Below are 26,503 nucleotides of genomic sequence, written 5' to 3'. Positions count from 1 at the left end.
AGGTTTGCGTCAGCAAAACAGCATTCAGGGGCTAACTTTGACAGCCCGGGCAACAGCCAATGAACGCCTGCCAGCGCACGCCCGCGAGCGCTCATTGTCGCCACTCGTTGCGCACCGGCCTACAGATCTGGGTCTTCGGCACCGCTATAGAGGTCTGAATCCTTGTACAGATCGTGCACGTGCCGCACCAGCACCATGATCACCGCCGCCACTGGCAAGGCCAGCAGTACCCCGGTAAAACCGAACAGCTCGCCGCCGGCGAGAATGGCAAAGATCACCGCCACCGGATGCAGGCCAATACGGTCGCCCACCAACAGCGGCGTCAGCACCATCCCCTCCAGCGCCTGCCCCACCATGAACACGGCAACGATGCCGATCATGGGGTACAGGTCGCCGCCGAACTGGAACAGGCCGGCAGTCAGCGCCGCGCCAATGCCTATGACAAAGCCCATGTACGGCACGATCGCCGCCAAGCCGGCAATCAGACCGATCAACAGCCCCAACTCGAGCCCCACCAGCATCAGTCCCGCCGCGTAGATCATTCCCAGGGCCAGCATCACCAGCAATTGCCCACGAACAAACGCCCCTAGCACCTCATGGCACTCTCCCGCCAGGGACACCACCCGCTCTTCGCGATTGCGCGGCAGCAGACTGCGGATCTTGGCCATCATCAGGTCCCAGTCCCGCAGCAGATAGAAGCTGACCACCGGAATCAGCACCAGGTTGGCCAGCCAACCGATCAGCGCCAGCCCCGACGCCGTCGCCTGGCTCAGCACCACGCCAACAATGTCGGTGGTCTGACCCATATGCTCGCTGATCGCAGCCTTGACCTTGTCGAACTTCCAGAAGCCGTCCGCCAGGCCCAACCGGGCCTGAACCCAGGGCATGGCCGTGTGCTGCACCCAATCAAGCATCTGCGGCGCCAGCTCGTAGAGGCGCAGCAACTGCTTGGCCAGCATCGGCACCAGCACCAGCAACAGCGCCATGATGATCAGCGTGAACAGGGCAAACACCGCTACTACGCCCCAGGTACGCGAGAGCCCCCACGCCTCCAGACGATCCACCAGCGGGTCGAACAGATAGGCCAGCAATAGCGCCACCAGGAACGGACTGAGGATGGGGTGCAACAGATAGATGAACCCACAGACCAGGAGCACGCCCCCCAACCAGACCCAACGCCGCGTATCAGCCATAAACCACTCCAGCTTCTATATAGAAGGAAACCAATCTGCTACCAGCGAAAACGCAATTGTGCGGCCTGTGGCGCAGCCACCGCCGGCGCCGCCCCTTCAGCACCCTGCACAGGGGCTTGCGCCTCGCCGGCGGGAATTTCCTGCAGCTTGGCCAGGGACAACTGCGCCCGCAGTTGCTCCGCGCTGCCGTTGACCCGATAGATGACGCGATCACCGTCGATGCTCTGAATCTGCGCGCCAAACGGCTCCAAAAGATGCCCCAGCGCCGCGTAGTGCTCCAGGGTCATGCCCTGCACTTCCAGCAATTGTTCGCTGGAGACTCCAGGCCGCGTGACGAAGCGCGGCGCCAGGCGCTGACTCACCGCCAGCAGCACGCCATCGGCCAGCGCCGCCGTATCCGCGCCCTGAACAGTGCCCTGCTCTTTCTGATCGCCCAGCCACAAACGCCACTTGGCCTGCCACTGCCCCCCTTCTTCACGGGCATGCACCGCCAACAGCGCATCGGCACCGTAACGCTCCGATGCCTGGCGCAGCGGAGCCGGGTCGGCACCTTCAAGGTTCGGCGCCGTGGCAACGATCTGCTCATCCAGATCGCCCAGAGGCAGGCGCAGCGGCAAGCCGCGATGCTGCGCTGCACGCCGCAAAGGCGCGGCACTGGCCTGACCGTCGCCGACCAGACTCGAACCTTCGGTGGAGTCGCTCAACCACCAGCCCAGGATCGATGGCCGGTTGCTGCCCCACAACGGCAGGCCCGCCTGACGCAGCGCGCGATCGGTGCTGACCGGATCAAAGTCCACTTGCAGGCTTTCCGGCGGGCCGGCGTCGTAGCCGTATTGGCTGATGATCTGCTGCGGGTCCTTGCGGATGGCCGCCAGCCCCGGCCCCTGAGCTGCCTTGGCATCGCCGGTCAGGCGCAGTACCAGGGTCTCCAGGGCCCGCTGGGTGGCCTGGTCGCGCTCCTCGGGCGACTGACTGCTCACCGGCTCGCGTACTTGATACAGGCCATTGAGGGTTTCGGCATGACTCGCCAGGCTGACCAATGACAAACAGCCCACAAACAGAAATTGACCCAGACGCATGGAAGATTCCCGACGACAAAAAACACGATTGAAACAGCGCGCATGAACCATTGCGAGCAAGGCTGTGACCACAAACCCCGGTAAAACATTCACCCGTCGCCCGACTGTTTTCACGCTGTCATAACGATAGCCACTTGAGCGCTATACCTTATACAGGCATGGGCAGGACCACCAACACGGCCAATCGCGGTTTTTTTAAGCGGATATGCCTCTACCCGTCGGCCCGAGGATGGCCGCTGCCCCTCAAGCCTGATAAAATCGCGCGCCTTCGCAGACCGGCACCAGCTGGGCACCCTGAAACACTTTCCCAGTGCTCGGGCAGGCTCTCTGGTTCGGTCGATACCCCTGAATCCCCCCTAAAGGCCTGGATCATGAGCAAGCAACCCTCCCTGAGCTACAAAGACGCCGGTGTAGACATCGACGCCGGTGAAGCATTGGTCGAACGCATCAAGAGCGTCGCCAAGCGCACTGCGCGCCCGGAAGTCATGGGCGGCCTGGGCGGTTTCGGCGCCCTCTGCGAAATCCCGGCCGGCTACAAGCAGCCTGTACTGGTCTCCGGCACCGACGGCGTCGGCACCAAGCTGCGCCTGGCCCTGAACCTGAACAAGCACGACAGCATCGGCATCGACCTGGTAGCCATGTGCGTCAACGACCTGGTGGTCTGCGGCGCCGAGCCGCTGTTCTTCCTCGACTACTACGCCACCGGCAAGCTCAACGTGGATACCGCCGCCCAGGTGGTCACCGGTATCGGCGCCGGCTGCGAACTGTCCGGCTGCTCCCTGGTAGGCGGCGAAACCGCTGAAATGCCCGGCATGTACGAAGGCGAAGACTACGACCTGGCCGGCTTCTGCGTCGGCGTGGTGGAAAAGGCCGAAATCATCGACGGCTCGAAAGTGGCCACCGGTGACGCCCTGCTGGCCCTGCCGTCTTCCGGCCCGCACTCCAACGGCTACTCGCTGATCCGCAAGATCATCGAAGTCTCCGGCGCCGACATCGAAAGCATCCAGCTGGACGGCAAGCCACTGACCGATCTGCTGATGGCCCCGACCCGCATCTACGTCAAGCCGCTGCTCAAGCTGATCAAGGACACCGGTGCGGTCAAGGCCATGGCTCACATCACCGGCGGCGGCCTGCTGGACAACATCCCCCGCGTGCTGCCAAAAGGCGCCCAGGCGGTGGTCGACGTGGCGAGCTGGAAACGCCCGGCGGTCTTCGACTGGCTGCAAGAGCAAGGCAACGTCGACGAACACGAAATGCACCGGGTTCTGAACTGCGGCGTCGGCATGGTCATCTGCGTGGCTCAGGATCAGGTTGAAAATGCCCTGAACGTCCTGCGTGCAGCCGGCGAACAGCCATGGGTCATCGGCCAGATCGCCACCGCAGCCGAAGGCGCGGCCCAGGTCGAGCTGAAGAACCTCAAGGCTCACTGATGCAAGAGCGGATGTCGCCGACCTGTGATGTTGTGGTGCTGCTGTCCGGCACCGGCAGTAACCTGCAAGCCCTGATCGACAACGCGCGGACCGACGACAGTCCGGTCCGCATTGCCGCCGTGATCTCCAACCGTGCCGACGCCTATGGGCTGCAGCGCGCCCAGGACGCGGGCATCCCGACCCGCTTCCTCGATCACACCGCTTTCGAAGGCCGCGAGACCTTCGATCAGGCGCTGATCGAGCTGATCGACACCTTCCAACCGAAACTGGTGGTCCTGGCCGGATTCATGCGCATCCTCAGCGCCGGATTCGTTCGTCACTACCAGGGCCGACTGCTGAATATCCATCCCTCGCTGCTGCCCAAATACAAAGGGTTACACACTCACCAGCGGGCGCTGGAGGCCGGGGATACTGAGCACGGCTGCAGTGTGCACTTCGTTACCGAGGAACTCGATGGCGGGCCACTGGTCGTACAGGCTGTGATCCCGGTAGAGTTGCACGACTCGCCGCAAAGCCTGGCGCAGCGAGTGCACATCCAGGAACACCGGATTTACCCCATGGCCGTACGCTGGTTTGCCGAAGGTCGGCTGATGCTCGGCGATCAGGGTGCTTTACTGGATGGTCAATTACTGGCCGCCAGCGGCTATTTGATTCGAACCTAGGAGATTTTATGCGTCGCGCCCTGCTCTTCGCTTGTGCTCTGTTTGCCCTGCCGGTTGTGCAGGCTGCAGACCTTCACCCGTTCTCCGCCAGCTACACCGCCGACTGGAAGCAACTGCCCATGAGCGGCACGGCTGAACGCAGCCTGGAAAAAACCGCCAATGGCGCCTGGAAACTCAGCTTCAAGGCGTCGATGATGATCGCCAGCCTGAGCGAGGAAAGCACCCTGACCCTGGACAAGGACACCCTGGTGCCCCAGTCCTATCACTTCGAGCGTGGCGGTCTGGGCAAGGCCAAGAAAGCCGACCTTGATTTCGACTGGAACGCCAAGATGGTCACCGGCACCGACCGTGGGGATGCGGTCAAGCTGCCACTGAACACCGGCATGGTGGACAAATCCACCTACCAGTTGGCGCTGCAGCACGACGTGGCCGCCGGCAAGAAGACCATGAGCTATCAAGTGGTCGACGGCGGTGAAGTCGATACCTACGATTTCCGCGTCCTGGGTTCGGAAAAAGTCGACACCAAGGCCGGCCAGATCGATGCCATCAAGGTCGAGCGCGTCCGCGACCCGACACAAAGCAAACGCATCACCGTGATGTGGTTCGCCAAGGACTGGGATTACCTGCTGGTACGCCTGCAACAGGTGGAAACCGACGGCAAGGAGTACAACATCATGCTCCTCAACGGCACCGTCAACGGCAAGACAGTCAAAGGCAGTTAAGCCGCAGCACCCTGGAAGCCTCGCGAAAGCGGGGCTTTTTTTTGCCCGGAATTGACTCGCCAAGCCCGCCCGGAGGCCCTGGCGCAATAGGGCCAAGATGAAACTTTTGTCATGAAAGATCGGCCACTGCGGCGAAATGTCACGGTTTTCGCGGGCTGCAGGATTGTCGCCGATCCTGCAAAGGTCTGTTGCAGATCCAGGCAATTTACTTAGCAAGCTAACAAAACATATAACAGAGGCCTGCACACGCCTTGCTGCAGATCAACAGAGATTGGAGCCAGCAGATGACTGTAAAAGTAACTGAACGCGACGATTCACATATGTCCCATGAAGGCGTAGCCGCGGGTGTACGGATCTGGGATGTGCATCAACAAGACATGCTGGTGGGCATGTTCCACTCCGAGAGCGATGCCCACAGCTACAAGGCCGAACTGGAAAAACTCGAGCAGAACCGAGCGTCCCAGAGCTCCTGATTCAACTTCGACACAGAGGCGCCGGGATTCCACGCAAATCCCCCCGCGCAAAAACCACCAACCCCGCCATGAGCGGGGTTGGTGGTTACTGGGTGCTTACCACATCAGATCATCAGGGATCTGATAGGCCGCGTACGGATCGTCCTCGTCCGGCGCCTCGGTAGGCGTGTTCAGTTGCACGATACGCCGCGGGTCACGCTCCTGGATCTTCAGCGCCGCCTCCCGCGGAATCACCTCATAGCCACCACCGTGGTGGACGATGGCCAGGGAACCACTGCTGAGCTTGTTGCGCATCAGGGTGTTCACCGACAGGCGCTTGACCTTCTTGTCGTCGACGAAGTTGTAGTAGTCCTCGGTGTTCAGCTTGGGCAGACGCGAGACCTCGATCAGTTGCTTGATCTGCGCTGCACGAGCCTTCTGCTCGGCCTTCTCCTGCTGCTGACGGTTGAGCTCCTGGTCACGCTTGACCTTCTCGGCCATGGCTTCCTGGGCTGCGCGCTGCTGGGAATCATCGAGTTCGATCTGGCCTTTATGGGCCAGTCGCTGCTGCTTCTGCTTGTCTTTGCTGACCTGCTTGGCCTGCTTTTGGTTGACCAGCCCTGCTTTGAGCAACTGGTCGCGAAGGGAAAGGCTCATGGTGCTTACTCACTTAGGCAACGGCCTCAGCCGCAGCTGGGCAAATTCTTTTCCTGACGTTTGGCTTCACCCCACAGGGCATCCAAGTCTTCGAGGGTGCAATCTTCCACGGGACGACCGGTGTCGCGCAATGCCTGCTCGATAAATCGGAAGCGCCGATCGAACTTGGCATTGGCGCTACGCAGGGCGGTTTCCGGGTCGACCTTGAGGTGCCTGGCCAGATTGACCACGACAAACAGCAAGTCACCGATTTCATCGGTGATGGCCGCCGGGTCGTTGTCGGCCATGGCCTCCAGCACCTCGTCCAGTTCTTCGCGCACCTTGTCCACCACCGGCAGGGCTTCCGGCCAGTCGAAGCCGACCTGCGCCGCGCGCTTTTGCAACTTGGCCGCGCGGGACAGGGCCGGCAGGGCCACCGGCACATCATCGAGCAGGGACAGCTGCTGCGGAGCGTCGGACTTCTCTGCGCGCTCCTCGGCCTTGATCTGTTCCCAGCGCTCCTTGACCTGCTCCTCATCGAGCCGCGGGATATCCAGCGGCGCGTACAGATCGCCAGTGGGGAACACATGGGGATGCCGACGGATCAGCTTGCGGGTGATGCTGTCCACCACCGCATCGAATTCGAAGCGCCCCTCCTCCCGGGCCAGCTGGCTGTAATACACCACCTGGAACAACAGATCGCCCAGCTCACCCTGCAAGTGGTCGAAGTCGCCGCGCTCGATGGCGTCGGCGACCTCGTAGGCCTCCTCCAGGGTATGGGGAACGATGCTGGCGTAGGTCTGCTTGATGTCCCACGGGCAACCGTATTGCGGGTCCCGCAGGCGCGCCATCAGGTGCAACAGGTCTTCAAGGCTGTACATCAGTTCATCCATTTCATGCGGGCATCACGGGGTTCGATTGCGCCGGGTCTCGATGATGTTCGGCAACTGGGATATGCGCCCCAGCAAACGTCCCAATGCGTCCAGGCCCGGAATCTCGATGGTCAGGGACATCAACGCAGTGTTGTCCTCCTTGTTCGAGCGCGTATTGACCGCCAGTACGTTGATCCGCTCATTGAGCAGGACCTGGGACACGTCACGCAGCAGGCCGGAACGGTCGTAGGCGCGAATGATGATGTCCACCGGATAGGTGAGCACCGGCACCGGCCCCCAGCTGACCTGGATGATCCGTTCCGGCTCGCGCCCGGCCAGTTGCAGCACCGAGGCACAGTCCTGGCGGTGAATGCTCACGCCACGGCCCTGGGTGATGTAACCGACGATCGCATCCCCCGGCAGCGGCTGGCAGCAGCCCGCCATCTGGGTCATCAGGTTGCCCACGCCCTGGATCTGGATATCGCCGCGCTTGCCTGGCTTGTAGCCGGCGGCCTTGCGTGGGATCAGCTCCAGCTGTTCGTTGCCGCGCTCCGGCTCCACCAGCTGCTGGGCCAGGTTGACCAGTTGCGCCAGGCGCAAGTCACCCGCGCCCAGGGCGGCGAACATGTCCTCGGCGGTCCTCATGTTGGCCTTGTCGGCCAGCTTGTCGAAGTCCACCTGAGGCAGGTCGAGACGGCTCAGCTCGCGTTCCAGCAGGGTCTTGCCGGCGGCGACGTTCTGATCGCGAGCCTGCAGCTTGAACCAGTGGACGATCTTCGCCCGCGCCCGGGACGTGGTGACGTAGCCCAGGTTCGGGTTCAGCCAGTCGCGGCTTGGCGTACCGTGCTTGCTGGTGATGATCTCCACCTGCTCGCCGGTCTGCAGGCTGTAGTTGAGCGGTACGATGCGCCCGTTGATCTTCGCGCCCCGGCAGTTGTGGCCGATCTCGGTGTGCACCCGATAAGCGAAGTCCAGCGGCGTGGCGCCCTTGGGCAGGTCGATGGCATGGCCGTCGGGGGTGAAGATGTACACCCGATCCGGCTCGATATCCACCCGCAACTGTTCGGCCAGGCCGCCGATGTCCCCCAGCTCCTCGTGCCATTCCAGCACCTGACGCAGCCAGGAGATTTTCTCTTCGTAATGGTTGGAGCCGGACTTGACGTCGGTGCCCTTGTATTTCCAGTGGGCGCACACCCCCAGCTCCGCTTCCTCGTGCATCGCGTGGGTGCGAATCTGCACTTCCAGCACCTTGCCCTCGGGGCCGATCACTGCGGTGTGCAGCGAGCGATAGCCGTTTTCCTTGGGGTTGGCGATGTAGTCGTCGAACTCTTTGGGGATATGCCGCCACAAGGTGTGCACGATACCCAGCGCGGTGTAGCAGTCGCGCATTTCCGGCACCAGTACCCGCACGGCGCGCACATCGTAGATCTGGCTGAACTCCAGGCCCTTGCGCTGCATTTTGCGCCAGATGGAATAGATGTGCTTGGCCCGCCCACTGATGTCGGCGTTGACCCCGGTGGCCTTCAGTTCGTTCTGCAGCTGGTTCATCACGTCGCTGATGAAGCGCTCGCGATCCAGGCGCCGCTCGTGCAGGAGCTTGGCGATCTGCTTGTATTGCTCAGGCTCCAGATAACGGAAGGACAGGTCCTCCAGTTCCCACTTGATATGGCCGATGCCCAGGCGGTGAGCCAGAGGCGCATAGATATCGAACACCTCCCGGGCAACCCGGTTGCGCTTCTCTTCGTCGGCGCTTTTCACCGCCCGAATGGCGCAGGTCCGCTCGGCCAGTTTGATCAGCGCCACGCGCACGTCATCGACCATGGCCACCAGCATCTTGCGCAGGTTTTCCACCTGAGCCTGAGTGCCGAGTACCAGGGATTGACGAGGGCTGAGACTGGCCGAGATGGCGGCCATGCGCAGCACGCCATCGATCAGCTTGGCCACCACCGGACCAAAACGCTGGCTGACCGCCGGCAACTGGATCTGGCCCTCGCGGACACCGCGGTACAGCACGGCGGCGACCAGGGAATCCTGATCCAGCTTGAGGTCGGCAAGGATCTCCGCAATCTCCAGGCCCGTGCTGAAACTCGACACGTCCTCGGCGTTCAGACCCTTGGCGGCAATGTGTTTCAACTCTGCCTCGCGAGCGAACTCGCAGGCTTCTTTCAAGGCCTCACGGTCCAATGCCATATCGACGCTGACCGTATGATCGAGCCATGCCTCGAGATTGATACTGCCGTCGGTGTTGATCGGCTGGTGCGCTCTCACCTGTACCATCTTGCTTTACCTTCCCTACGACGCACATTCAATGCGTCAAATCGCTGACCTTCAACGCTCAGGGGCAGCTCGCGGGGCCAGCGAACCACACCTGAAAGATCAGTCGGATTAGACAAGCCATCCTAGCTCGCTTCGAATAACGCCATGGCCTCGACATGCGCCGTCTGAGGAAACATATCGAGGATCCCGGCACGTTTTAACCTGTAGCCCTGCTTGATCAATTCGACCGTGTCACGGGCCAAAGTTGCCGGATTGCATGACACGTAGACCAACCGTTTGGCACCCAGGCTCGCCAAGTGGCGAACCACCTCGAAAGCACCGTCACGGGGTGGGTCCAAGAGTACCGCAGAAAAGCCTTCATCAACCCACTCGGCAGCACTCAGAGGCTGGGATAAATCGGCTTGAAAAAAGCGTGTGTTATGCAAATTGTTGCTGGCGGCGTTGTCAGCGGCGCGCGCCACCATGGCCGCCACGCCTTCCACCGCCACCACTTCCCGCACCTGCCGGGCCAGCGGCAAGGCAAAGTTGCCCAGGCCGCAGAACAGATCCAGCACCCGCTCCTGCGGTTGCGGCGCCAGCCACTCCAGAGCCTGGGCCACCATCGCCTCGTTGACCCCAGCATTGACCTGGACAAAGTCCCCCGGCCGATACGCCAGATGCAGATCCCAGGTTTCCAGGCGGTAGCCCAGGGTCTGCGATGGATCCAGGGGCTGAGGCTCGCCTTCACCCTGCAACCACAACTGCGCCTGATGGAAATCGCAAAAATCCTTGAGGATCGCCAGGTCGCTTTCGGACAGTGGCGCCATGTGCCGCAACAGCAGGGCCAGGGCCGAGCCGCTGAACAACTCGACATGTCCCAGCGCCTGCGGTTTGCTCAGGCGCCGCAACATGGCCGGCAAGCGGCTCATGATGGGTTGCAAGGCCTGTACCAGCACCGGGCAATCGTCGATGGCGACAATGTCCTGGCTACCAGCAGCACGGAAACCCACCTCCAGTTGCTTGCCCTTGGCGTCCCAGCGCACCGCCACCCGGGCGCGACGCCGATAGCCGAACTCGGGACCGCTCAACGGCGCCGCCCAGACCTCGGGTTCGACCCCCGCGACCTTGGACAACTGCTCGGCGAGCATGCGCTGTTTCAGGGCAAGCTGTTCGGCATGGGGCAGGTGCTGCACGCTGCAGCCGCCACAACGCCCGGCGTGGGCACAGGCTGCCGGGCGGCGCAGCTCGCTGGCGCTGAACAGACGCTCGGTCCGGGCCTCCACCACCTTGCCATGGCTGCCCAGTACCCGTGCTTCGACTTCTTCGCCGGCCAGGGCTCCGCTGACAAACCAGGTGCGGCCATCGACAAAGGCGATGCCACGACCGTCGTTGGCCAGACGCTGGATGTTCAGGCGCTGCTTCTTGCCCACCGGAATCTGTGGGGCCCGACTGCCGCCCGCAGGCTGGAAGCGCAGGCCTCTCTCTTGCTTAGCCATCAGTTGGGCGCATCGAAGATGCCGGTCGACAAGTAACGATCGCCACGGTCACAGATGATCGCGACCATGACCGCATTTTCCACTTCCCGGGACAGGCGCAGCATCGCCGCCACCGCGCCACCGGAGGACACGCCGCAGAAGATGCCTTCTTCCCGGGCCAGGCGCCGGGTCACGTCTTCGGCTTCGCTCTGGGCCATGTCGACGATCCGGTCGACCCGACTGGCCTGATAGATCTTCGGCAGGTATTGCTCGGGCCAGCGGCGAATGCCGGGAATGGCCGAACCTTCCATGGGTTGCAGACCGATGATCTGTACCTCGGGGTTCTGCTCTTTCAGATAGCGCGAAGTGCCCATGATGGTGCCGGTGGTGCCCATCGAGCTGATGAAGTGGGTGATGCTGCCCTGGGTCTGGCGCCAGATTTCCGGACCGGTGCCGGTGTAGTGGGCCTCGGGGTTGTCGCCGTTGGCGAACTGATCGAGCACCTTGCCACGGCCTTCGGCCTGCATGCGTTCGGCCAGGTCGCGGGCGCCTTCCATGCCCTCTTCCTGGCTGACCAGAATCAACTCGGCGCCATAGGCGGTCATCGCCGCCTTGCGCTCGGCGCTGGAGTTGTCGGGCATGATCAGGATCATTTTGTAGCCCTTGATCGCCGCAGCCATGGCCAGGGCGATGCCGGTATTGCCCGAGGTCGCTTCGATCAGGGTATCGCCGGCCTGGATCTGCCCGCGCAGCTCGGCGCGAGTGATCATCGACAGTGCCGGACGGTCCTTGACCGAACCCGCCGGGTTATTGCCCTCAAGCTTGAGCAGCAAGGTATTGCTGGTGGCGCCAGGCAGGCGCTGCAAACGAACCAGCGGGGTGTTGCCGACGCAATCGGCGATGGTTGGGTACTGCAAGGTCATGGCGTATTCGCAATCCAGACTGCGGGGGCGCCTATCATACCGGCAAACGTCCAAGCGCCATATCACGCAAAGTGCGGGACTTATGGCTTATTGATCTAAGGCCGGCCAGGGCCCGCGTTCAGGCTCCCGGCAAGCACAGATGCAGACGCAAGCCATGCTCGCGGTTCTGCGCCCACAACTGCCCGCCCTGACGCACCACTGCATTGCGCGCGATGCTCAGGCCCAGGCCGAAGCCGCCATCCCCCGGCCGCGATCCATCCAGACGGATGAACGGCGCGAAGATCCGCTCCAGGTCTTCTTCGGCCACGCCCGGCCCCTGGTCGTCCAGCCACAGGTGCCAATACTCGCCTTCCCGTTGTCCCGCCAGCGTAATCCGGGCGCCGGCCGGGGAATGGCGGATGGCATTGCGCAGGATGTTTTCCAGGGCCTGGGCCAGGGTATTGAGGTGGCCGCGCACCCAGCAATCGGCGTCCAGCTCACAGCACAGCTGCGCCGCCGACCAGCCGCTTTCGAAGCAGGCGTTCTCGCTGAGCATCTCCCACAGCGCCTGGACCTGGATCTGCTCCACGGGCAATGGTCCGCGCTCGGTGTCCAGCCAGGCCAGTTGCAGGCTGTCTTCCACCAGGCGCTGCATGCCATCGACCTCCCGGGCCAGGCGCTCGCGCAGCGCCCCCAGGTTCTGCTCGCTGTCGCAAGCCACCCGCAGGCGACTCAAGGGCGTACGCAACTCGTGGGACAGATCGCGCAGCAATTGCTGTTGCACGGCCACGGTGCTCTGCAAGCGTTCGGACATCTGATCGAAGGCCCGCCCCAGCTCTCCCAACTCATCCTTGCGCTCAGTGGTCTCGCTGGACAGACGCACATTCAGTTGCCCCGCACGCCAGGCATTGGCCTGCTCGCGCAGTTGCTTGAGCGGCACCACCAGCAAACGGTACAGACCGACACACAGCAAAAGCGTGAACAGGCCCGGGATCACACCGTTGGTGATCACCTGCCAGAACACGCGATAGCGCCCGGGCATGAAGCGCTGCGGCAGCTCGATCACCAGGCTGCCCAGGGACGGATCCCCGGGGAATGGAATTTTCAGCCACGGCAGACCATGAACATGCCGGCTCACCGGCCAGTGCGCACCGCGCAGGAAGGTCAGGCGCTGGGCCTCGGCCGGGGTCAGCGGCTGACTGCTCAGCGATTGCAGGTCGCTGCCGATGACGCCGACCCAGGTCTGCTCACGGCCGGCCATCTGCACAAGCCAGGCATCGACACCGGCACTCTGGCCGCTGTTCCAGGCTTGCTCGGCCTCAACGGCGTAATGCTCCAAGGTCGCCCGGGCGTCATCGGACAGGTACAGGTTCCTCTGCTCCACATAGCGCCCCCAGGACCAGCTCAGCCAGATCATCAGCAGACAGAACGCCACCAGCAGGCAGGCCAGTTTCCAGAACAGCGAATGCCGGCAGGGCAGTTCAGGCCAGCTCATCGGCGGCACTCAAGACGTAGCCCTTGCCCCACACGGTGCGCAACTCCCGCTCGCTGTAGCCCAGAGTTTTGAGCTTGCGGCGGATCTGGCTGACGTGCATGTCCAGGCTGCGGTCATGGGCCGCGTAGCCGCGCTGCAGGACATGCTGATAAAGGAAGGCCTTGCTCAGCACCTCATCGACGTTGCGATGCAGGGTTTCCAGCAGGCGGTATTCGCTGCGGGTCAACCCGGCCCATTGCCCGGCAAACTGCACGTCGCACAGCTCGTCGTCGAAACTCAGGCTCTGCACGTTGCTGCTTGGCACCGGCGACATCGGCCGCCGATCCAGGGCCACCCGGCGCAGGATCGCCTCGATGCGTACCCGCAACTCGGTCAGGCTGAAGGGTTTGGGCAAGTAGTCGTCGGCTCCGAGGCGAAAACCGCTGATGCGATCGGCCTCCGCCCCCAGGGCCGACATCAGCAGCACCGGCGTAGAATGACTCTGGCGCAAGTGGGTCAGCAGGGTGAGCCCATCCATGCCGGGCAGCAGGATGTCCATCAGCACCACATCGAAGCGCTGGCTGCGGGCGATCCCCAAGCCTTCCTGGCCGTTGCGGCACCAGGTCACGGCGAAGCCGCAGCGACCCAACTGCTCATGCACATAGGCACCAAGCACCGGGTCATCTTCAATGGTCAGGATACGGGGAGGCTCAACAGCTACGGGAGTCATTAGCTTCTGCAAGTCATTCTCAGTTGGGCGATTATTCAAGATTGCCCGGAGCGCGGCAACCAATGCCTTGGTCGCAGGCATTCCAGCCGCCGACCGCCAGGGCGCAATTTGCCAAGATCAGCCTTCGGCAAATCGTTACACTGCGCGGGTGGCGCATCACGGACGTGCCCGTAGACCTTTCAAAACAGCGTGGAAGCAGGAGAGTGGCGTGCTCAAGAAACTGGGAATCAAAGGCCGCGTACTGTTGCTGACCTTGTTGCCCACCAGCCTCATGGCCCTGGTGCTGGGCGGCTATTTCACCTGGATGCAGCTCTCCGAACTGCAGGCCCAGCTCCTGCAGCGCGGCGAAATGATTGCCGAACAACTGGCCTCGCTGGTGGCGCCGGCGATGGGCAACCACAACGCGCAGATGCTCGAGCGCATCGCCACCCAGGCCCTGGAACAGCAGGACGTGCGCGCGGTGTCTTTCCTGGCCCCTGATCGCACGCTGGTGGCCCACGCGGGACCGAGCATGCTCAACCCGCCACCCAGCGGCAACGGCACGCAGATGATGCAGCGCAGCGGCAATGACGCGACCCGCTACCAACTGCCGGTATTCGGCCGCCATCGCAACCTGGCCGGCGACCTGATCCCCGATGAATCCGACCGCCTGCTGGGCTGGGTGGAACTGGAGCTGTCCCACAGCGGCATGCTGCTGCGTGGCTACCGCAGCCTTTTCGCCAGCCTGCTGTTGATTGCCGCCGGCCTGGCCGGTACCGCCCTGCTGGCGGTGCGCATGGGGCGCACCATCAACAACCCGCTGACCCAGATCAAGCAGGCGGTGGCGCAACTCAAGGACGGCAACCTGGAAACCCGCCTGCCACCCTTGGGCAGCCACGAACTGGATGAACTGGCCTCCGGCATCAATCGCATGGCCAGCACCCTGCAGAACGCCCAGGAAGAACTGCAGCACAGCATCGACCAGGCCACCGAAGACGTGCGCCAGAACCTGGAAACCATCGAGATCCAGAACATCGAACTGGATCTGGCGCGCAAGGAAGCCCTGGAAGCCAGCCGCATCAAGTCGGAGTTCCTGGCCAACATGAGCCATGAAATCCGCACACCCCTCAACGGCATCCTCGGCTTCACACACCTGCTGCAGAAAAGCGAGCTGACACCGCGCCAGCTGGATTACCTGGGCACCATTGAAAAATCCGCCGACAGCCTGCTGGGGATCATCAACGAAATCCTCGACTTCTCGAAAATCGAAGCCGGCAAGCTGGTGCTCGACAGCATTCCGTTCAACCTGCGGGACTTGCTGCAGGACACCCTGACCATCCTCGCCCCGGCCGCCCACGCCAAGCAGCTGGAACTGGTGAGCCTGGTCTATCGCGACACGCCGTTGTCGCTGGTCGGTGACCCGCTGCGACTCAAGCAGATCCTCACCAACCTGGTGAGCAACGCCATCAAGTTCACCCGCGAAGGCACCATCGTCGCCCGGGCCATGCTGGAAGAAGAGCACGAAGACAGCGTGCAACTGCGCATCAGCATCCAGGACACCGGCATCGGCCTGTCGAACCAGGATGTACGCGCCCTGTTCCAGGCCTTCAGCCAGGCCGACAACTCGCTGTCGCGCCAACCCGGCGGCACCGGGCTCGGGCTGGTGATCTCCAAGCGCCTGATCGAGCAGATGGGCGGCGAGATCGGGGTCGACAGCACGCCGGGTGAAGGTTCGGAGTTCTGGATCAGCCTCAACCTGCCCAAGACCCGCGACGATGCCGAGGACCTGCCCGGCCCGCCTCTGCTGGGACGACGGGTGGCGGTCCTGGAAAATCACGAACTGGCCCGCCAGGCCCTGCTGCACCAACTGGAAGACTGCGGCCTGGAGGTGACCCCGTTCAACACCCTGGAAGCCCTGACCAATGGCATTACCGGGGTGCACCAGAGCGATCAGGCGATTGACCTGGCGGTGCTGGGCATCACCAGCAACGACATGTCTCCCGAGCGCCTGAGCCAGCACATCTGGGACCTGGAGCATCTGGGCTGCAAGGTCCTGGTGCTGTGCCCGACCACCGAACAGACGCTGTTCCACCTCTCGGTGCCCAATCCCCACAGTCAGTTGCAGGCCAAGCCGGCCTGCACCCGCAAACTGCGCCGGGCCCTGTCCGATCTGGTCACTCCGCGCCGGCCCCGCAGCGAGCCGGAGGAACCCCTCTCCAGCCGCGCACCACGGGTGCTGTGTGTCGATGACAACCCGGCCAACCTGCTGCTGATCCAGACCTTGCTGGAAGACATGGGCGCCAAGGTGCTGGCGGTGGACAACGGTTACGCCGCGCTGAACGCGATCCAGAACGAGCCTTTCGACCTGGTGATGATGGACGTGCAGATGCCCGGCATGGACGGTCGGCAAAGTACCGAGGCGATCCGCCAATGGGAAAGCGAGCGCCATGGGACACCGCTGCCGATCGTCGCCCTGACCGCCCACGCCATGGCCAACGAAAAGCGCGCCCTGCTGCAAAGCGGCATGGACGACTACCTGACCAAGCCCATCAGCGAACGGCAACTGGCCCAGGTGGTGCTGAAATGGACCGGCCTGGCCCTGCGCAACCAGGGCCCGGAACGGGCCAGCGAACGCTCTGAAGTGAGCCTGGAACTGCAAGTGCTGGATCAGGACGAAGGCCTGCGCCTGGCCGCCGGCAAGGCCGATCTGGCAGCGGACATGCTGGCCATGTTGCTGGCATCCCTGGAAGCCGATCGTGAGGCGATCAAAGCCGCCCGGGCGGCCAACGACCATGGCGCCTTGATCGAGCGGGTGCACCGTCTGCACGGCGCCACTCGTTATTGCGGGGTGCCGCAGTTGCGTGCCGCCTGCCAACGCAGCGAAACCCTGCTCAAGCAGGAGGACGCCAAGGCCTTTGCCGCCCTTGACGAGCTGGACCACGCAATCGGTCGCCTAGCCGCCGAGGCGCGGATCAACGCCTGACCCAGGGCAAGACCCGAACAGTGCCCGGCAGGCATGCTGGGCGCCCCGAACAAGGATGCAAGCATGCGCACGATTCTATTCAGCAGCCAGAACTACGACCGCGAGAGTTTTCTCGGTGCCAGCCTGCCGGCGGGTATCGAACTGCAGTTCCAGGCCGCCCGCCTGAGCCTGGACACCGTGGCCCTGGCCGAACGCCATGAAGTGGTCTGCGCCTTCATCAACGATGACCTGAGCGCCCCAGTGCTGGAACAACTGGCCGCCGGCGGCACTCGCCTGATCGCCCTGCGCTCGGCCGGCTACAACCACGTCGACCTGGCGGCGGCGCAGCGCCTGGGCCTGGAGGTGGTGCGAGTCCCGGCCTATTCCCCGCATGCGGTGGCCGAGCACGCGGTGGCCCTGATCCTGGCGCTGAACCGGCGCCTGCATCGAGCCTACAACCGCACCCGCGAGGGCGACTTCACCCTGCACGGCCTGACCGGCTTCGACCTGGTGGGCAAGACCGTGGGCATTGTCGGCACCGGGCAGATCGGCGCCACCTTCGCCCGGATCATGGCGGGTTTTGGCTGCCAACTGCTGGCTTACGACCCCTTCCCCAATCCGGCCGTGGAAGCCCTCGGCGCCCGTTATCTGGAGCTGCCGCAACTGCTGGCCCAGGCGCAGATCATCAGCCTGCATTGCCCGCTCAATGACCACAGTCGCTACCTGATCAACCAGGACAGCCTGGCCCACATGCAGCCCGGGGCAATGCTGATCAATACCGGGCGCGGCGGCCTGGTGGATACCCCGGCGCTGATCGACGCCCTGAAAAGCGGGCAACTGGGCTACCTGGGGCTGGATGTCTACGAAGAGGAGGCGCAACTGTTCTTCGAGGACCGCTCCGACCTGCCCCTGCAGGACGACGTGCTGGCCCGGCTGCTGACCTTCCCCAACGTGATTGTCACTGCGCACCAGGCGTTCCTGACCCACGAAGCCCTGGCCGCCATCGCCGAGACCACCTTGCACAACATCGCCAGCTGGGCCGCAGGACAAGCGCAGAATCGGGTCCTGGGGTGACATCCGCGCGGGCTGATCGAAGGTCGCCTGCCCGCGACCTGCGGCGCAGGGGCCCGTGCTAGCATACGCGGCAGATTTGGAGGACCCATGGTCGAACACGATTTCCGCTACAACCTGATGAACCCGCAACACACCCTGATCGAATGCCGCGCACTGGTGCCGGGCCGCTATCAAGTCACCGGCAACGGTGGCTCCATCCGCACCGACGACGTGCTTCTGGTCACCCTCAAAGGCAGCAAGGACCTGTCCATGCGCCTGACGGTGGAGACCGTGCGCCACCTGATCAATCCCGTCGGCCAGTGGGTCGCCGTGGCCCGCGGCCCGGTATTCGGCGAACTGGCGATTCACCAGTGGCAGGTCAACTGCGACAGCTGCGCCGCCACCCTCGACTTCGAGTTCGCGGTGGATGCCAAGCTGGGCAACAAGGCCCAGAAGCCCGCCGCCAGCGCGCGGATCGCCGAACTTGGCTGGCGCAGCGAAGGTGAGCAGCACCGCTGCCCGAAATGCCAGCAGGCCGGCCAATGAAACGCCTGATGCTGACCGCGGCGCTGGGGGCCGGCCTGCTGGGCTGCGCCGCCGAGCCGCTGAAGCTGCAGCAGGACCGCAGCTATGTTCTGGAATGGATCGGTGAGCGTCCGCTGATCGATTACAGCCACCTGACCATCACCCTGGGCGAGGATGGTCGCGCCTACGGCAATGGCGGCTGCAACCATTGGTTCGCGCCTTACACCCTGGACGGCGAGAAGCTCAGCTTCGGCAAGGTCGGCAGCACCCGCAAACTCTGTGCCCCGGCCTTGATGGAGCAGGAACGCCGCTTTCTGCAGGCCCTGGAAAACGTCGAACGCTGGGATGTCTCGCCGATCGAGCAAGTGCGTTTCTGGCCCGCCGAAGGCAAACCGTTGCGCTGGTGGCTGGAAGAAGGCTGATATTCCTGTAGCCGCTGCCGAGCCTGCAAACGGCGAACAACATCCGGGGGCCTGAATCTCCAGCGAGCTTCAGGCCCCCGCATTCCTTCAGGACCTTCGCAGCCTGGCCAGCCGCTAGCGTCCAAGCGCCATCAATGCCCGCGCAGGGCCTGCAACTTGGCCAGCACGCCCGCAGCCGTCTGCTCCCCCATCATCTGCTCACGCACCTTGCCCTTGTCGTCGATGATGTAGGTCACCGGCAGCGCCTCGCTGCGTGGCAGTTCGAAGAGTTCCGCCGGGTTCTGCGCCAGCACGGTGAACTTGATCCCCAGCTTCTCGCTGGCGTTCTTGAGTTCTTCACCCTGCACATTGTCGAAATTGACCCCCAGCACGGTGGCCGATTGGCCCTTGAGCTGCTCGTCCAGGGCGTTCAATTCAGGGATCTCGGTGCGGCAAGGGCCGCACCACTCGGCCCAGTAATTGAGCACCAGCCACTGCTTGTCGATACGCTCGGCGGCGACTTTCCGGCCATATTGGTCGACCCCGTAGTCATTGCCACAGCCGCTCAGCAGCAGGGTTGTAATGATCGCCAATGCCGCCGCCAATTGCCTTGCCATGCGCTGTTTCCTGTATTGAAAGATGTCTTGAATAACACTGCCGACCCCGGGTCGCTGCGACCTATCGACTCCCAAGGTTCAGGAGAGCCCGTCGCGCGGGTAGAATAGCCGCCACCTTACGCAAGATGCGACCCGCACATGACCGATCTGACGCTTTATCACAACCCGCGCTGCTCGAAATCCCGCGGTGCGCTGGAACTCCTGGAACAACGCGGCCTGGCCCCGACCGTGGTCCGCTACCTGGAAACCCCACTGGATGCCGCCCAATTGCAACGCCTGCTGGGCAAGCTCGGCATCAGCGCGCGCCAGCTGCTGCGCACCGGCGAGGACGAGTACAAGAGCCTCAACCTGGCCGACCAGAGCCTGAGCGAAGAGCAACTGATCGCTGCCATCGCCGGGCACCCGAAACTCATGGAACGCCCGATTCTCGAAACCGCCGACAAGGCCATCATCGGTCGCCCACCGGAAAATGTGCTGGAGATTCTGCCTTGAGCGCGTCGTACATCCTGGTCCTGTATTACAGCCGCAACGGTTCGACCAACGAGATGGCCCGGCAGATCGCCCGTGGCGTCGAACAGGCCGGCCTGGAAGCCCGCCTGCGCACCGTCCCGGGAATTTCCACCGAATGCGAAGCCGTGGCCCCGAGCATCCCCGACAGTGGTGCCTTGTACGCCAGCCTCGACGACCTGAAGCACTGCTCGGGCCTGGCCCTGGGCAGCCCGACCCGCTTCGGCAACATGGCGGCGCCCCTGAAATACTTTCTCGACGGCACCAGCAACCTCTGGCTGACCGGCGCGCTGGTGGGCAAGCCCGCCGGCGTGTTTACCTCCACCGCCAGCCTGCACGGCGGCCAGGAAGCCACCCTGCTGTCGATGATGCTGCCGCTGCTGCATCACGGCATGCTGATCACCGGCCTGCCCTACAGCGAGTCGGCCCTGTTGGAGACCCGTGGCGGCGGCACCCCCTACGGCGCCAGCCATCACGCCGGAGCTGACGGCAAGAGCCCGCTGGACGAGCATGAAATCGCCCTGTGCCGGGCCCTGGGCCTGCGCCTGGCGAAAACCGCCCTGCAGTTGGAGAACGGCCGTGGCTAAGAAGCCGAAGATCCTGCCGACGGTGCAATGGCTGGAACCCCGGGTGCGTCTGGCCCGGATCACCAGCCTGATCTGTTTCTTCGGCCTGGTGGGCCTGCTGTGTGGGTATTACCTGCTGGTGGCCGACCTGCACGGTGCCCGGCCCTGGGTGATCCTGCTGATCGAGTTGGTGCCCCTGCTGCTCATGGCACCCGGCATGCTCAGCGGCAGTGCCCGGGGGCACGCGTGGATGTGCTTTGTGGTCAACCTGTACTTCATCAAGGGCGCGCTGGCGGCCTATGACCCGAATCGCCAGCTGTTCGGCCTGCTGGAAATGTTCGCCAGCCTGGCGGTGTTCACTTCGGCGCTGCTCTACGTGCGCTGGCGCTTCCAGCTCAACCGCCGGCTCGCCGGCGAAGGCGCCACCCCGGCCTGAACCTGACGCAAGTTCCCCGGTCCCGGGGAACTTGTATCGCCAGCCAAGGCCCCAACCCTGTTCAACCGACTCTCCGACCGCCCCTCCAGGAGCAGGCATGCACGATTACAAATGGCTGAATGAATACTGTCTCAACCGCTTCGGTTCCGCCGCGGCCCTGGAAGCCCAACTGCCAACCCCGGCAAGCAACGAGTATCTGCGTGCCTTGAGCGCTGATCGCTACCTGTCGACACTGGCATTGCGGGTCTTTCGCGCGGGGCTGAAACACAGCCTGGTGGACGCCAAATGGCCAGCGTTCGAACAGGTGTTCTTCGGCTTCGATCCGGACAAGGTGGTGCTCATGGGCGCCGAACATCTGGAGCGGCTGATGCAAGACACGCGGATCATTCGTCACCTGGGCAAGCTCAAGAGCGTGCCACGCAATGCGCAGATGATCCTAGACGTGCAACAGCAGCACGGCAGTTTCGGCGCCTTCATAGCCGACTGGCCGGTGCAGGACATCACCGGGCTCTGGCAGTACCTGGCCAAGCACGGCAACCAGATGGGCGGCCTGTCGGCGCCACGCTTCCTGCGCATGGTTGGCAAGGACACCTTCATCCCCACCTGGGACGTAGTGGCCGCCCTCAATGCCCAGAACATCATCGACAAGGTGCCCAGCAGCAAACGCGACCAGGCGCTGGTGCAAGCGGTGTTCAACCAGTGGCAAGAGGAAAGTGGTCGTCCCCTGTGCCAGCTGTCGGCGATGCTGGCCTACACCGTCAACCACTGATACCCGCTCCCTCTTGACTGCTTCTGCCACGGACAGTGGCTGGAAGCAGTCTTGCACCGCCCCTCTCCCTCCTTTGGCTGACAGAACGCTGAACTGATGCGCAGTTTTTCCACGCCGTTCTTTTTCTCGGGATAAAGTTTCACCGGCTTGTTATAGACACCAGGACCAGCAGCGTTAAATAGCCGCCACGCGCAGATTCCCTGCGTCCGCCGGTTAACGAATAACAACGTTTCTTTCAAGCCAACAGGCTGAGTAACGGCTGTCTGGTCTTAAACAGGCACGTGCCGCGCCATTCGTTTTTTTCACATCGCTTTCACCAATCAGACACCTGGACTCCCTTAAGTTGGGGGCCAGTGACTACGCTGGTGCCGGTGCGCATGTCGGTCTGCTGCAGAACACTAGTTCCAACCCGAATTAAAAGTATTTCTCAAAAATAGATTCAGGTAAGCGACGTGCACAACATCAAACAAACCAGACCCCGGGCCGACACCGCCCGCATTCGGCGCTCCGGAAAGATCATCATCAGCGCGCTCACTATTACCCTGATCGCCCTGATAAGCGGTTTTGTACTCTGGCCGGCGACTCCTCTGGATCTCGCTGGCGATCATCAGATGCAACGCAGCGGAATCTATCAACACTGGAAGGCCGGAGAAGTCATCGCCCTGGTGCGCCACGCCGAGCGCTGTGACCGATCGGCCAACCCCTGCCTGGGCCCCGCAGATGGCATCACTCGCCTGGGCAGTGCTACCGCGACCGACCTGGGCAAGGCCTTCCGGAGCATCGGCATGGACCGTACCGACGTCATCAGCAGCCCCATGACCCGTACCCTGCAAACCGCACAGGCCATGTTCAATCAGGTCACCAGCTCTCAGGATTGGTTGTTGAACTGCGCCGACAACTTCGAGAACGATATAAAGGCCCATAAGCTTCAGGGGCGCAACCTGATCCTGGTCACCCACAGCGGCTGCATCAGTGATCTGGAGAGCCGCATGGGCTTCGCCCATGCCCTGGCCACCGAGTACACCAGTTCCTTGTTCCTGACGCTCGGTGCAGACGGAAAACTGCAAATACTGGGAATACTGAACGCCAAGAGCTGGCCACAAGTACTTAAAGAAGCGCCGAACAATTTGTAACTCTTTTTGACAACTAGACAACAGACTTCATTCAGCGAATCGACAGACTAACAGCCCACATTTAATTGACTTTATTGCAAGTTGCACTATTAGAGAGCAGAGCATTTTTCATAAAAACCGCTATAAAAAATGCAGCCATTAAAAACCGGGCAGCACTCACGGAGTTTCAAGCGATTTGTAGATGCCGTCATCGCTGATCCTCAACTCGCCCCGGCAATGCAACTTGCACGTTGAAATCCTTACCTGACTTCGAGGACAGAAATGCACCGCACTTTACCCACCCGGCTTATGGAACGAGCGCCACACCTTCAGGCAACACTGTGCGTGGGAGTAGCAACGGCATGATCAAGCGTTGGGCGTTGCCATTTCTGCTGTTGGCCTTCAGCCTGTTCTACCTGCTGCCGCTGGCCAGCCATGGCCTGTGGATTCCCGATGAAACCCGCTACGCGCAGATCAGCCAGGAAATGCTCCTCAGCGGCGACTGGGTCGCGCCGCACTTCATGGGTATCCGTTACTTCGAAAAACCCATTGCCGGTTACTGGATGATCGCCATCGGCCAGGCGGTGTTCGGCGACAACCTGTTCGGGGTGCGCATCGCCTCGGCCCTGAGCACCGGTTTGAGCGTGCTGCTGGCTTATCTCATCACGCGCCGGATGTGGAACGATCCACGCAAGAGCTTCGCCGCGGCGCTGCTGTACATGAGCTTCGGCCTGATTGCCGGGCAAGCCGGATACTCCAACCTCGACCCGCAATTCACGCTGTGGGTCAACCTGAGTCTGGTGGCCCTGTGGTTCGCCCTGGACAGCCAGGCCACACGCGCTCGCCTCCTGGCCTGGGCGGTGCTCGGGGCGGCGTGCGGCATGGGCTTCATGACCAAGGGCTTCCTGGCGTGGCTGCTGCCGGTACTGATCGCCCTGCCCTATATGCTTTGGCAACGTCGCCTGGGCGAACTGCTGCGCTACGGGCTGGTGGCGGTAGTGGTGGCCATCGGTATCAGCCTGCCCTGGGCGCTCAGCGTGCACGCCCATGAGCCGGACTTCTGGCGCTTTTTCTTCTGGCACGAGCATATTCGGCGCTTTGCCGCCGAAAACGCCCAGCACACCCGGCCCTGGTGGTTCTACCTGCCTCTGCTGGTCGTCTCCTGCCTGCCCTGGGCATTGCTGCTGCCCGGCACACTGATGCAGGCCTGGAAGGACAAGCGCCAGGCCAACAGCGGTTTTCTGCTGTTGTGGTTGCTGCTGCCGCTGGTGTTTTTCAGCCTGAGCCGGGGCAAGCTGCCGACCTACATCATGCCGTGCCTGCTGCCACTGGCGGTGCTCATGGGTAACGCACTGATCGACCGCGTCAGCGATCGCCAGGGTCGAGCCATTCGCCTCAACAGCCTGCTCAATCTGCTGATCGGCGTGGGGGCACTGGTGGCGTTGCTGGTGATCCAGCTCACCCGGCCAGTTTATGGCCACAACGAAATGCTCAGCCTGTCCCTGGTGTTCATCATGCTGATGGGCTGGATCATCGCCAACCTGCTGCCGGCCTCCAGGCCGCTGCAATACTGGCCCGCCCCGGCCCTGGGCATCTGGCTGCTGGTGGCGCTGCTGCCCGCCGGCATGCCCGGACTGATCGTGCACAACGAGATGCCAGACCAGTTCATCAAGGAACATCTGCAAGAGCTCAAGCAGACCAAGACCCTGCTCAGCAATGACCTGGGTGCGGCCTCGGCCCTGGCCTGGCGCCTGCAACGTCCGCAGGTGTCGCTGTACAACACCGAGGGCGAGCTGAAATACGGCCTGGCTTATCCAGACTCGGAGCAACGCAAGGTGAGCATGGCCGACGTCGGACAATGGATGACCGAGGCTCGCAAGCAGGGCTCCGTGGGCGTGGTCATGCGGGTCAAGAACGTGGTGGAGAACGAGGAAGTCGCGCTGCTGCCAGCGGGAGGCAAGCGCTATGAAGAGGGCAACCTGCTGATCCTGATCGTGCCACAGAGCCAGCCGTAGCCTGCCCTGTGAGCCAGCCAGCGTCAGCGTCGAGCCGTTCGGCGCTGACGTTTTTTTTGCCTGTCCGGCCCTGCGAGCCCGTGCAGTCTTTTCGAGTCAGTCCATGGAAATCCGTCTATGAATCTCGATCACAGCGAGCGCAAGGCCCTGATCCTGCTCCTGGGCGTATCGGCGCTGATCCTGTTGCTGGGCCTGGGCTCCCGCGAGCTGTGGGGCCCGGAAACCCGCTGGGCCAACATCGCGCTGCAGATGCTGCAGAGCGGCAATTACTTCGACCCGTACCTCAAAGGCACGCCCTACTACGACAAGCCCCTGCCGTCCTACTGGCTGATCACTGCCAGTGCCTGGCTGATGGGCGGACTGGGTCACTGGTCCTTGCGCCTGTCGTCAGTACTCGCCGCCTGGCTGAGCATCTGGCTGGTGTACCTGATCGGTGAGCGACTGTTCCACAAAGGCACCGGTCTGATCGCCGGCTGGATGCTGGCCACCACGTTCTATTTCGCGTTCTGGGCACGGGTAGCCACCGCCGACATTCTCACGGTATGCGGCGTACTGGCCTCTATCTGGTGGTACTGGCGAGATCCGGACGACACCCGTCTGAGTCGTTACACGGTGTTCTTCCTGCTGCTGGCGGCCACATCGCTGCTCAAGGGGCTGATAGGTATCGTCTTGCCGGGGCTGGCCCTGCTGCCTCACCTGCTCAGCCAGGGCCGCTGGAAACGCCACCTGAATCTGCGCCTGTGCCTGGCTCTGGTGGTGGCCGGCCTGCTGTACATGGTGCCGTTCCTGCTCTCGCACCTGTACGGCACACCAACCTACAGCCAAAGCGGCCTGGACCTGGTGTTTCGAGAAAACGTGGTGCGCTTTTTCGACCCGTTCGACCATCAGGGGCCGATCTATACCTACCTGATCTACCTGCCGGCCTATACCTTGCCCTGGGTTCCCTGCTGGCTGCTCGGTCTGTGGGTTGCGGTGCGCCACTGGCGCCAGTTGCAGCCCAACGAGCGCTGGCTGGTCTGGGCCCTGGGCCTGCTGTTCCTGTTCTTCACCGCCAGCGGCAGCCGACGCAGCTATTACGTCTTGCCGCTGGTGCCCTTCGCCCAGCTTTTGGGGGCCTGGTGGCTGAACCGGCACCTGCAGCAAAAACGCGCCAGCGGCAAACCCGCTGACCGGCGCTGGACCCTGGGCTTTGCCGGCGCGGCCGTGGTGCTGCTGTTGGTACTGGGAGTCGCCTATCCCTGGAGCAATGGCGGTGGCGGAGTGATGCAGTTCGGCGCCCAGGTGAAAACCGAGGCCAGCCGGATCGCCCCCTGGAATCAATGGCGCATGGTGCTGGTGGAAGTGGACAACAAATTGCCGATGTACCTGCAGAACCAGGGAGGTGCGTTCTACTACGTGCCGCAAACCGCGGATTTTCCTCGAACGGGCACGAGCGCCGACTTCATGGCCTGGCTGGACAAGACCAGCGGCCAGCACTGGGATCCTCAGCGCACCTTGATATTCGTGCAGCAGAACAAGGATCAACCCTTGATGCTGGAATACCTGGGCAACGACCATCAGCTGATCCGCACACGGCCCACCCACGGTGAACGCCTGGCGAAGAAATCCGCAGAGGGCAGCGTGGCCTTCGTGCCGCGGGTGCCGGGCCCCTGAAGGCAGGCCGCGGCGCCCCGGGACT

25 protein-coding genes are annotated in these 26,503 nt (G+C 62.9%); 15 read left to right on the top strand and 10 right to left on the bottom strand.

All coding sequences use genetic code 11. The features are described from left to right. Positions 1–119 precede the first annotated feature (119 nt). Positions 120–1,193 carry an AI-2E family transporter gene (locus L1O02_RS08565; RefSeq protein ID WP_060840544.1) on the bottom strand — a complete coding sequence of 358 codons (1,074 nt, stop codon included), beginning with the start codon at positions 1,191–1,193 and terminating at the stop codon, positions 120–122. Positions 1,194–1,231: 38 nt separating this feature from the next. Then, positions 1,232–2,272, bottom strand: coding sequence for a DUF2066 domain-containing protein (locus L1O02_RS08560; RefSeq protein WP_060840545.1), 1,041 nt, complete (start codon positions 2,270–2,272; stop codon positions 1,232–1,234). Between the two features lie 371 nt (positions 2,273–2,643). Here L1O02_RS08560 and purM point away from each other — a divergent pair, with 371 nt between their 5' ends. The 4 genes from purM to L1O02_RS08540 all read left to right on the top strand — a co-directional run bounded on the left by purM (position 2,644) and on the right by L1O02_RS08540 (position 5,559). Continuing rightward, positions 2,644–3,702 (top strand): phosphoribosylformylglycinamidine cyclo-ligase, encoded by a 1,059-nt coding sequence (purM, locus tag L1O02_RS08555; protein ID WP_060840546.1) that lies wholly within the window; start codon positions 2,644–2,646, stop codon positions 3,700–3,702. An 11-nt stretch (positions 3,703–3,713) separates the two neighbouring features. Beyond that, a complete protein-coding gene (gene purN / locus L1O02_RS08550) occupies positions 3,714–4,364 on the top strand; it encodes a phosphoribosylglycinamide formyltransferase (protein ID WP_108546126.1) in 651 nt (216 codons plus the stop codon). Between the two features lie 8 nt (positions 4,365–4,372). Beyond that, positions 4,373–5,086, top strand: a complete 714-nt coding sequence (locus L1O02_RS08545) for a DUF3108 domain-containing protein (protein ID WP_047305628.1) — start codon at positions 4,373–4,375, stop codon at positions 5,084–5,086. Between the two features lie 284 nt (positions 5,087–5,370). Further along, on the top strand, positions 5,371–5,559 hold the full coding sequence (locus L1O02_RS08540; RefSeq protein WP_060840547.1) for a hypothetical protein: 189 nt from the start codon (positions 5,371–5,373) through the stop codon (positions 5,557–5,559). Between the two features lie 96 nt (positions 5,560–5,655). On the opposite strand, the gene L1O02_RS08535 is transcribed toward L1O02_RS08540, so the two are convergent. The 7 genes from L1O02_RS08535 to L1O02_RS08505 all read right to left on the bottom strand — a co-directional run bounded on the left by L1O02_RS08535 (position 5,656) and on the right by L1O02_RS08505 (position 13,883). Beyond that, positions 5,656–6,195 carry a DUF2058 domain-containing protein gene (locus tag L1O02_RS08535; protein ID WP_060840548.1) on the bottom strand — a complete coding sequence of 180 codons (540 nt, stop codon included), beginning with the start codon at positions 6,193–6,195 and terminating at the stop codon, positions 5,656–5,658. Between the two features lie 26 nt (positions 6,196–6,221). After that, on the bottom strand, positions 6,222–7,055 hold the full coding sequence (gene mazG / locus L1O02_RS08530) for a nucleoside triphosphate pyrophosphohydrolase (RefSeq protein WP_060841998.1): 834 nt from the start codon (positions 7,053–7,055) through the stop codon (positions 6,222–6,224). Between the two features lie 24 nt (positions 7,056–7,079). After that, on the bottom strand, positions 7,080–9,323 hold the full coding sequence (relA, locus tag L1O02_RS08525; protein WP_060840549.1) for a GTP diphosphokinase: 2,244 nt from the start codon (positions 9,321–9,323) through the stop codon (positions 7,080–7,082). A 122-nt stretch (positions 9,324–9,445) separates the two neighbouring features. Further along, complete coding sequence (rlmD, locus tag L1O02_RS08520; RefSeq protein WP_108546117.1) at positions 9,446–10,798, bottom strand: 23S rRNA (uracil(1939)-C(5))-methyltransferase RlmD; 1,353 nt, start codon at positions 10,796–10,798, stop codon at positions 9,446–9,448. Continuing rightward, the gene (gene cysM / locus L1O02_RS08515; RefSeq protein WP_060840551.1) at positions 10,798–11,700 is read right to left on the bottom strand and encodes a cysteine synthase CysM; all 903 of its coding nucleotides are present in this window, start codon (positions 11,698–11,700) and stop codon (positions 10,798–10,800) included. Before cysM ends, rlmD begins: the two co-directional genes overlap by 1 nt. 118 nt (positions 11,701–11,818) lie before the next feature. Then, positions 11,819–13,174 (bottom strand): sensor histidine kinase, encoded by a 1,356-nt coding sequence (locus L1O02_RS08510; protein ID WP_235759782.1) that lies wholly within the window; start codon positions 13,172–13,174, stop codon positions 11,819–11,821. Continuing rightward, a complete protein-coding gene (locus L1O02_RS08505) occupies positions 13,161–13,883 on the bottom strand; it encodes a response regulator transcription factor (RefSeq protein ID WP_108546119.1) in 723 nt (240 codons plus the stop codon). Before L1O02_RS08505 ends, L1O02_RS08510 begins: the two co-directional genes overlap by 14 nt. A gap of 208 nt (positions 13,884–14,091) precedes the next feature. Here L1O02_RS08505 and L1O02_RS08500 point away from each other — a divergent pair, with 208 nt between their 5' ends. The 4 genes from L1O02_RS08500 to L1O02_RS08485 all read left to right on the top strand — a co-directional run bounded on the left by L1O02_RS08500 (position 14,092) and on the right by L1O02_RS08485 (position 18,824). Then, positions 14,092–16,845 carry a response regulator gene (locus L1O02_RS08500; RefSeq protein ID WP_060840554.1) on the top strand — a complete coding sequence of 918 codons (2,754 nt, stop codon included), beginning with the start codon at positions 14,092–14,094 and terminating at the stop codon, positions 16,843–16,845. 63 nt (positions 16,846–16,908) lie between these two features. Further along, on the top strand, positions 16,909–17,898 hold the full coding sequence (locus tag L1O02_RS08495; protein WP_060844360.1) for a 2-hydroxyacid dehydrogenase: 990 nt from the start codon (positions 16,909–16,911) through the stop codon (positions 17,896–17,898). 87 nt (positions 17,899–17,985) lie between these two features. Next, positions 17,986–18,423 (top strand): hypothetical protein, encoded by a 438-nt coding sequence (locus L1O02_RS08490; RefSeq protein ID WP_092311726.1) that lies wholly within the window; start codon positions 17,986–17,988, stop codon positions 18,421–18,423. Then, a complete protein-coding gene (locus L1O02_RS08485; RefSeq protein ID WP_060840557.1) occupies positions 18,420–18,824 on the top strand; it encodes an META domain-containing protein in 405 nt (134 codons plus the stop codon). Before L1O02_RS08490 ends, L1O02_RS08485 begins: the two co-directional genes overlap by 4 nt. A 131-nt stretch (positions 18,825–18,955) precedes the next feature. Here L1O02_RS08485 and L1O02_RS08480 read toward each other — a convergent pair whose 3' ends face one another. Then, positions 18,956–19,420: a TlpA disulfide reductase family protein gene (locus L1O02_RS08480; RefSeq protein ID WP_108546120.1), complete on the bottom strand. Its 465-nt coding sequence runs from the start codon at positions 19,418–19,420 to the stop codon at positions 18,956–18,958. Positions 19,421–19,558: 138 nt separating this feature from the next. Between L1O02_RS08480 and arsC the strand changes: the two genes are divergently transcribed. The 7 genes from arsC to L1O02_RS08445 all read left to right on the top strand — a co-directional run bounded on the left by arsC (position 19,559) and on the right by L1O02_RS08445 (position 26,478). After that, on the top strand, positions 19,559–19,912 hold the full coding sequence (gene arsC / locus L1O02_RS08475; protein ID WP_060840559.1) for an arsenate reductase (glutaredoxin): 354 nt from the start codon (positions 19,559–19,561) through the stop codon (positions 19,910–19,912). Next, positions 19,909–20,514: an NAD(P)H:quinone oxidoreductase gene (gene wrbA / locus L1O02_RS08470; protein WP_108546121.1), complete on the top strand. Its 606-nt coding sequence runs from the start codon at positions 19,909–19,911 to the stop codon at positions 20,512–20,514. Before arsC ends, wrbA begins: the two co-directional genes overlap by 4 nt. Then, on the top strand, positions 20,507–20,929 hold the full coding sequence (locus tag L1O02_RS08465) for a DUF2069 domain-containing protein (protein ID WP_060840561.1): 423 nt from the start codon (positions 20,507–20,509) through the stop codon (positions 20,927–20,929). Before wrbA ends, L1O02_RS08465 begins: the two co-directional genes overlap by 8 nt. Positions 20,930–21,026: 97 nt before the next feature. Further along, entirely contained in the window at positions 21,027–21,698 is a 672-nt protein-coding gene (locus L1O02_RS08460) for a DNA-3-methyladenine glycosylase I (RefSeq protein ID WP_060840562.1), read from the top strand. A 452-nt stretch (positions 21,699–22,150) separates the two neighbouring features. Then, the gene (locus tag L1O02_RS08455; protein ID WP_219915012.1) at positions 22,151–22,831 is read left to right on the top strand and encodes a histidine phosphatase family protein; all 681 of its coding nucleotides are present in this window, start codon (positions 22,151–22,153) and stop codon (positions 22,829–22,831) included. A gap of 341 nt (positions 22,832–23,172) precedes the next feature. Further along, positions 23,173–24,825: a lipid IV(A) 4-amino-4-deoxy-L-arabinosyltransferase gene (gene arnT / locus L1O02_RS08450; RefSeq protein ID WP_060840563.1), complete on the top strand. Its 1,653-nt coding sequence runs from the start codon at positions 23,173–23,175 to the stop codon at positions 24,823–24,825. Positions 24,826–24,942: 117 nt separating this feature from the next. Next, on the top strand, positions 24,943–26,478 hold the full coding sequence (locus L1O02_RS08445; RefSeq protein ID WP_108546122.1) for a glycosyltransferase family 39 protein: 1,536 nt from the start codon (positions 24,943–24,945) through the stop codon (positions 26,476–26,478). Positions 26,479–26,503: the final 25 nt, after the last annotated feature.

Source organism: Pseudomonas sp. BC42 (genome assembly GCF_021560055.1).
Taxonomy (GTDB): Bacteria; Pseudomonadota; Gammaproteobacteria; order Pseudomonadales; family Pseudomonadaceae; genus Aquipseudomonas.
Note: the sequence above shows the minus strand (reverse complement) of the source record. Positions and strands in the feature narration are given on the sequence as shown.

Coding starts and splice junctions, on each gene's coding strand:
- L1O02_RS08565 (WP_060840544.1), bottom strand. CDS start 1,193: ATGGCTGATACGCGGCGTTGGGTCTGGTTGGGGGGCGTGCTCCTGGTC.
- L1O02_RS08560 (WP_060840545.1), bottom strand. CDS start 2,272: ATGCGTCTGGGTCAATTTCTGTTTGTGGGCTGTTTGTCATTGGTCAGC.
- purM (WP_060840546.1), top strand. CDS start 2,644: ATGAGCAAGCAACCCTCCCTGAGCTACAAAGACGCCGGTGTAGACATC.
- purN (WP_108546126.1), top strand. CDS start 3,714: ATGTCGCCGACCTGTGATGTTGTGGTGCTGCTGTCCGGCACCGGCAGT.
- L1O02_RS08545 (WP_047305628.1), top strand. CDS start 4,373: ATGCGTCGCGCCCTGCTCTTCGCTTGTGCTCTGTTTGCCCTGCCGGTT.
- L1O02_RS08540 (WP_060840547.1), top strand. CDS start 5,371: ATGACTGTAAAAGTAACTGAACGCGACGATTCACATATGTCCCATGAA.
- L1O02_RS08535 (WP_060840548.1), bottom strand. CDS start 6,195: ATGAGCCTTTCCCTTCGCGACCAGTTGCTCAAAGCAGGGCTGGTCAAC.
- mazG (WP_060841998.1), bottom strand. CDS start 7,055: ATGTACAGCCTTGAAGACCTGTTGCACCTGATGGCGCGCCTGCGGGAC.
- relA (WP_060840549.1), bottom strand. CDS start 9,323: ATGGTACAGGTGAGAGCGCACCAGCCGATCAACACCGACGGCAGTATC.
- rlmD (WP_108546117.1), bottom strand. CDS start 10,798: ATGGCTAAGCAAGAGAGAGGCCTGCGCTTCCAGCCTGCGGGCGGCAGT.
- cysM (WP_060840551.1), bottom strand. CDS start 11,700: ATGACCTTGCAGTACCCAACCATCGCCGATTGCGTCGGCAACACCCCG.
- L1O02_RS08510 (WP_235759782.1), bottom strand. CDS start 13,174: ATGAGCTGGCCTGAACTGCCCTGCCGGCATTCGCTGTTCTGGAAACTG.
- L1O02_RS08505 (WP_108546119.1), bottom strand. CDS start 13,883: ATGACTCCCGTAGCTGTTGAGCCTCCCCGTATCCTGACCATTGAAGAT.
- L1O02_RS08495 (WP_060844360.1), top strand. CDS start 16,909: ATGCGCACGATTCTATTCAGCAGCCAGAACTACGACCGCGAGAGTTTT.
- L1O02_RS08490 (WP_092311726.1), top strand. CDS start 17,986: ATGGTCGAACACGATTTCCGCTACAACCTGATGAACCCGCAACACACC.
- L1O02_RS08485 (WP_060840557.1), top strand. CDS start 18,420: ATGAAACGCCTGATGCTGACCGCGGCGCTGGGGGCCGGCCTGCTGGGC.
- L1O02_RS08480 (WP_108546120.1), bottom strand. CDS start 19,420: ATGGCAAGGCAATTGGCGGCGGCATTGGCGATCATTACAACCCTGCTG.
- arsC (WP_060840559.1), top strand. CDS start 19,559: ATGACCGATCTGACGCTTTATCACAACCCGCGCTGCTCGAAATCCCGC.
- L1O02_RS08460 (WP_060840562.1), top strand. CDS start 21,027: ATGCACGATTACAAATGGCTGAATGAATACTGTCTCAACCGCTTCGGT.
- arnT (WP_060840563.1), top strand. CDS start 23,173: ATGATCAAGCGTTGGGCGTTGCCATTTCTGCTGTTGGCCTTCAGCCTG.
- L1O02_RS08445 (WP_108546122.1), top strand. CDS start 24,943: ATGAATCTCGATCACAGCGAGCGCAAGGCCCTGATCCTGCTCCTGGGC.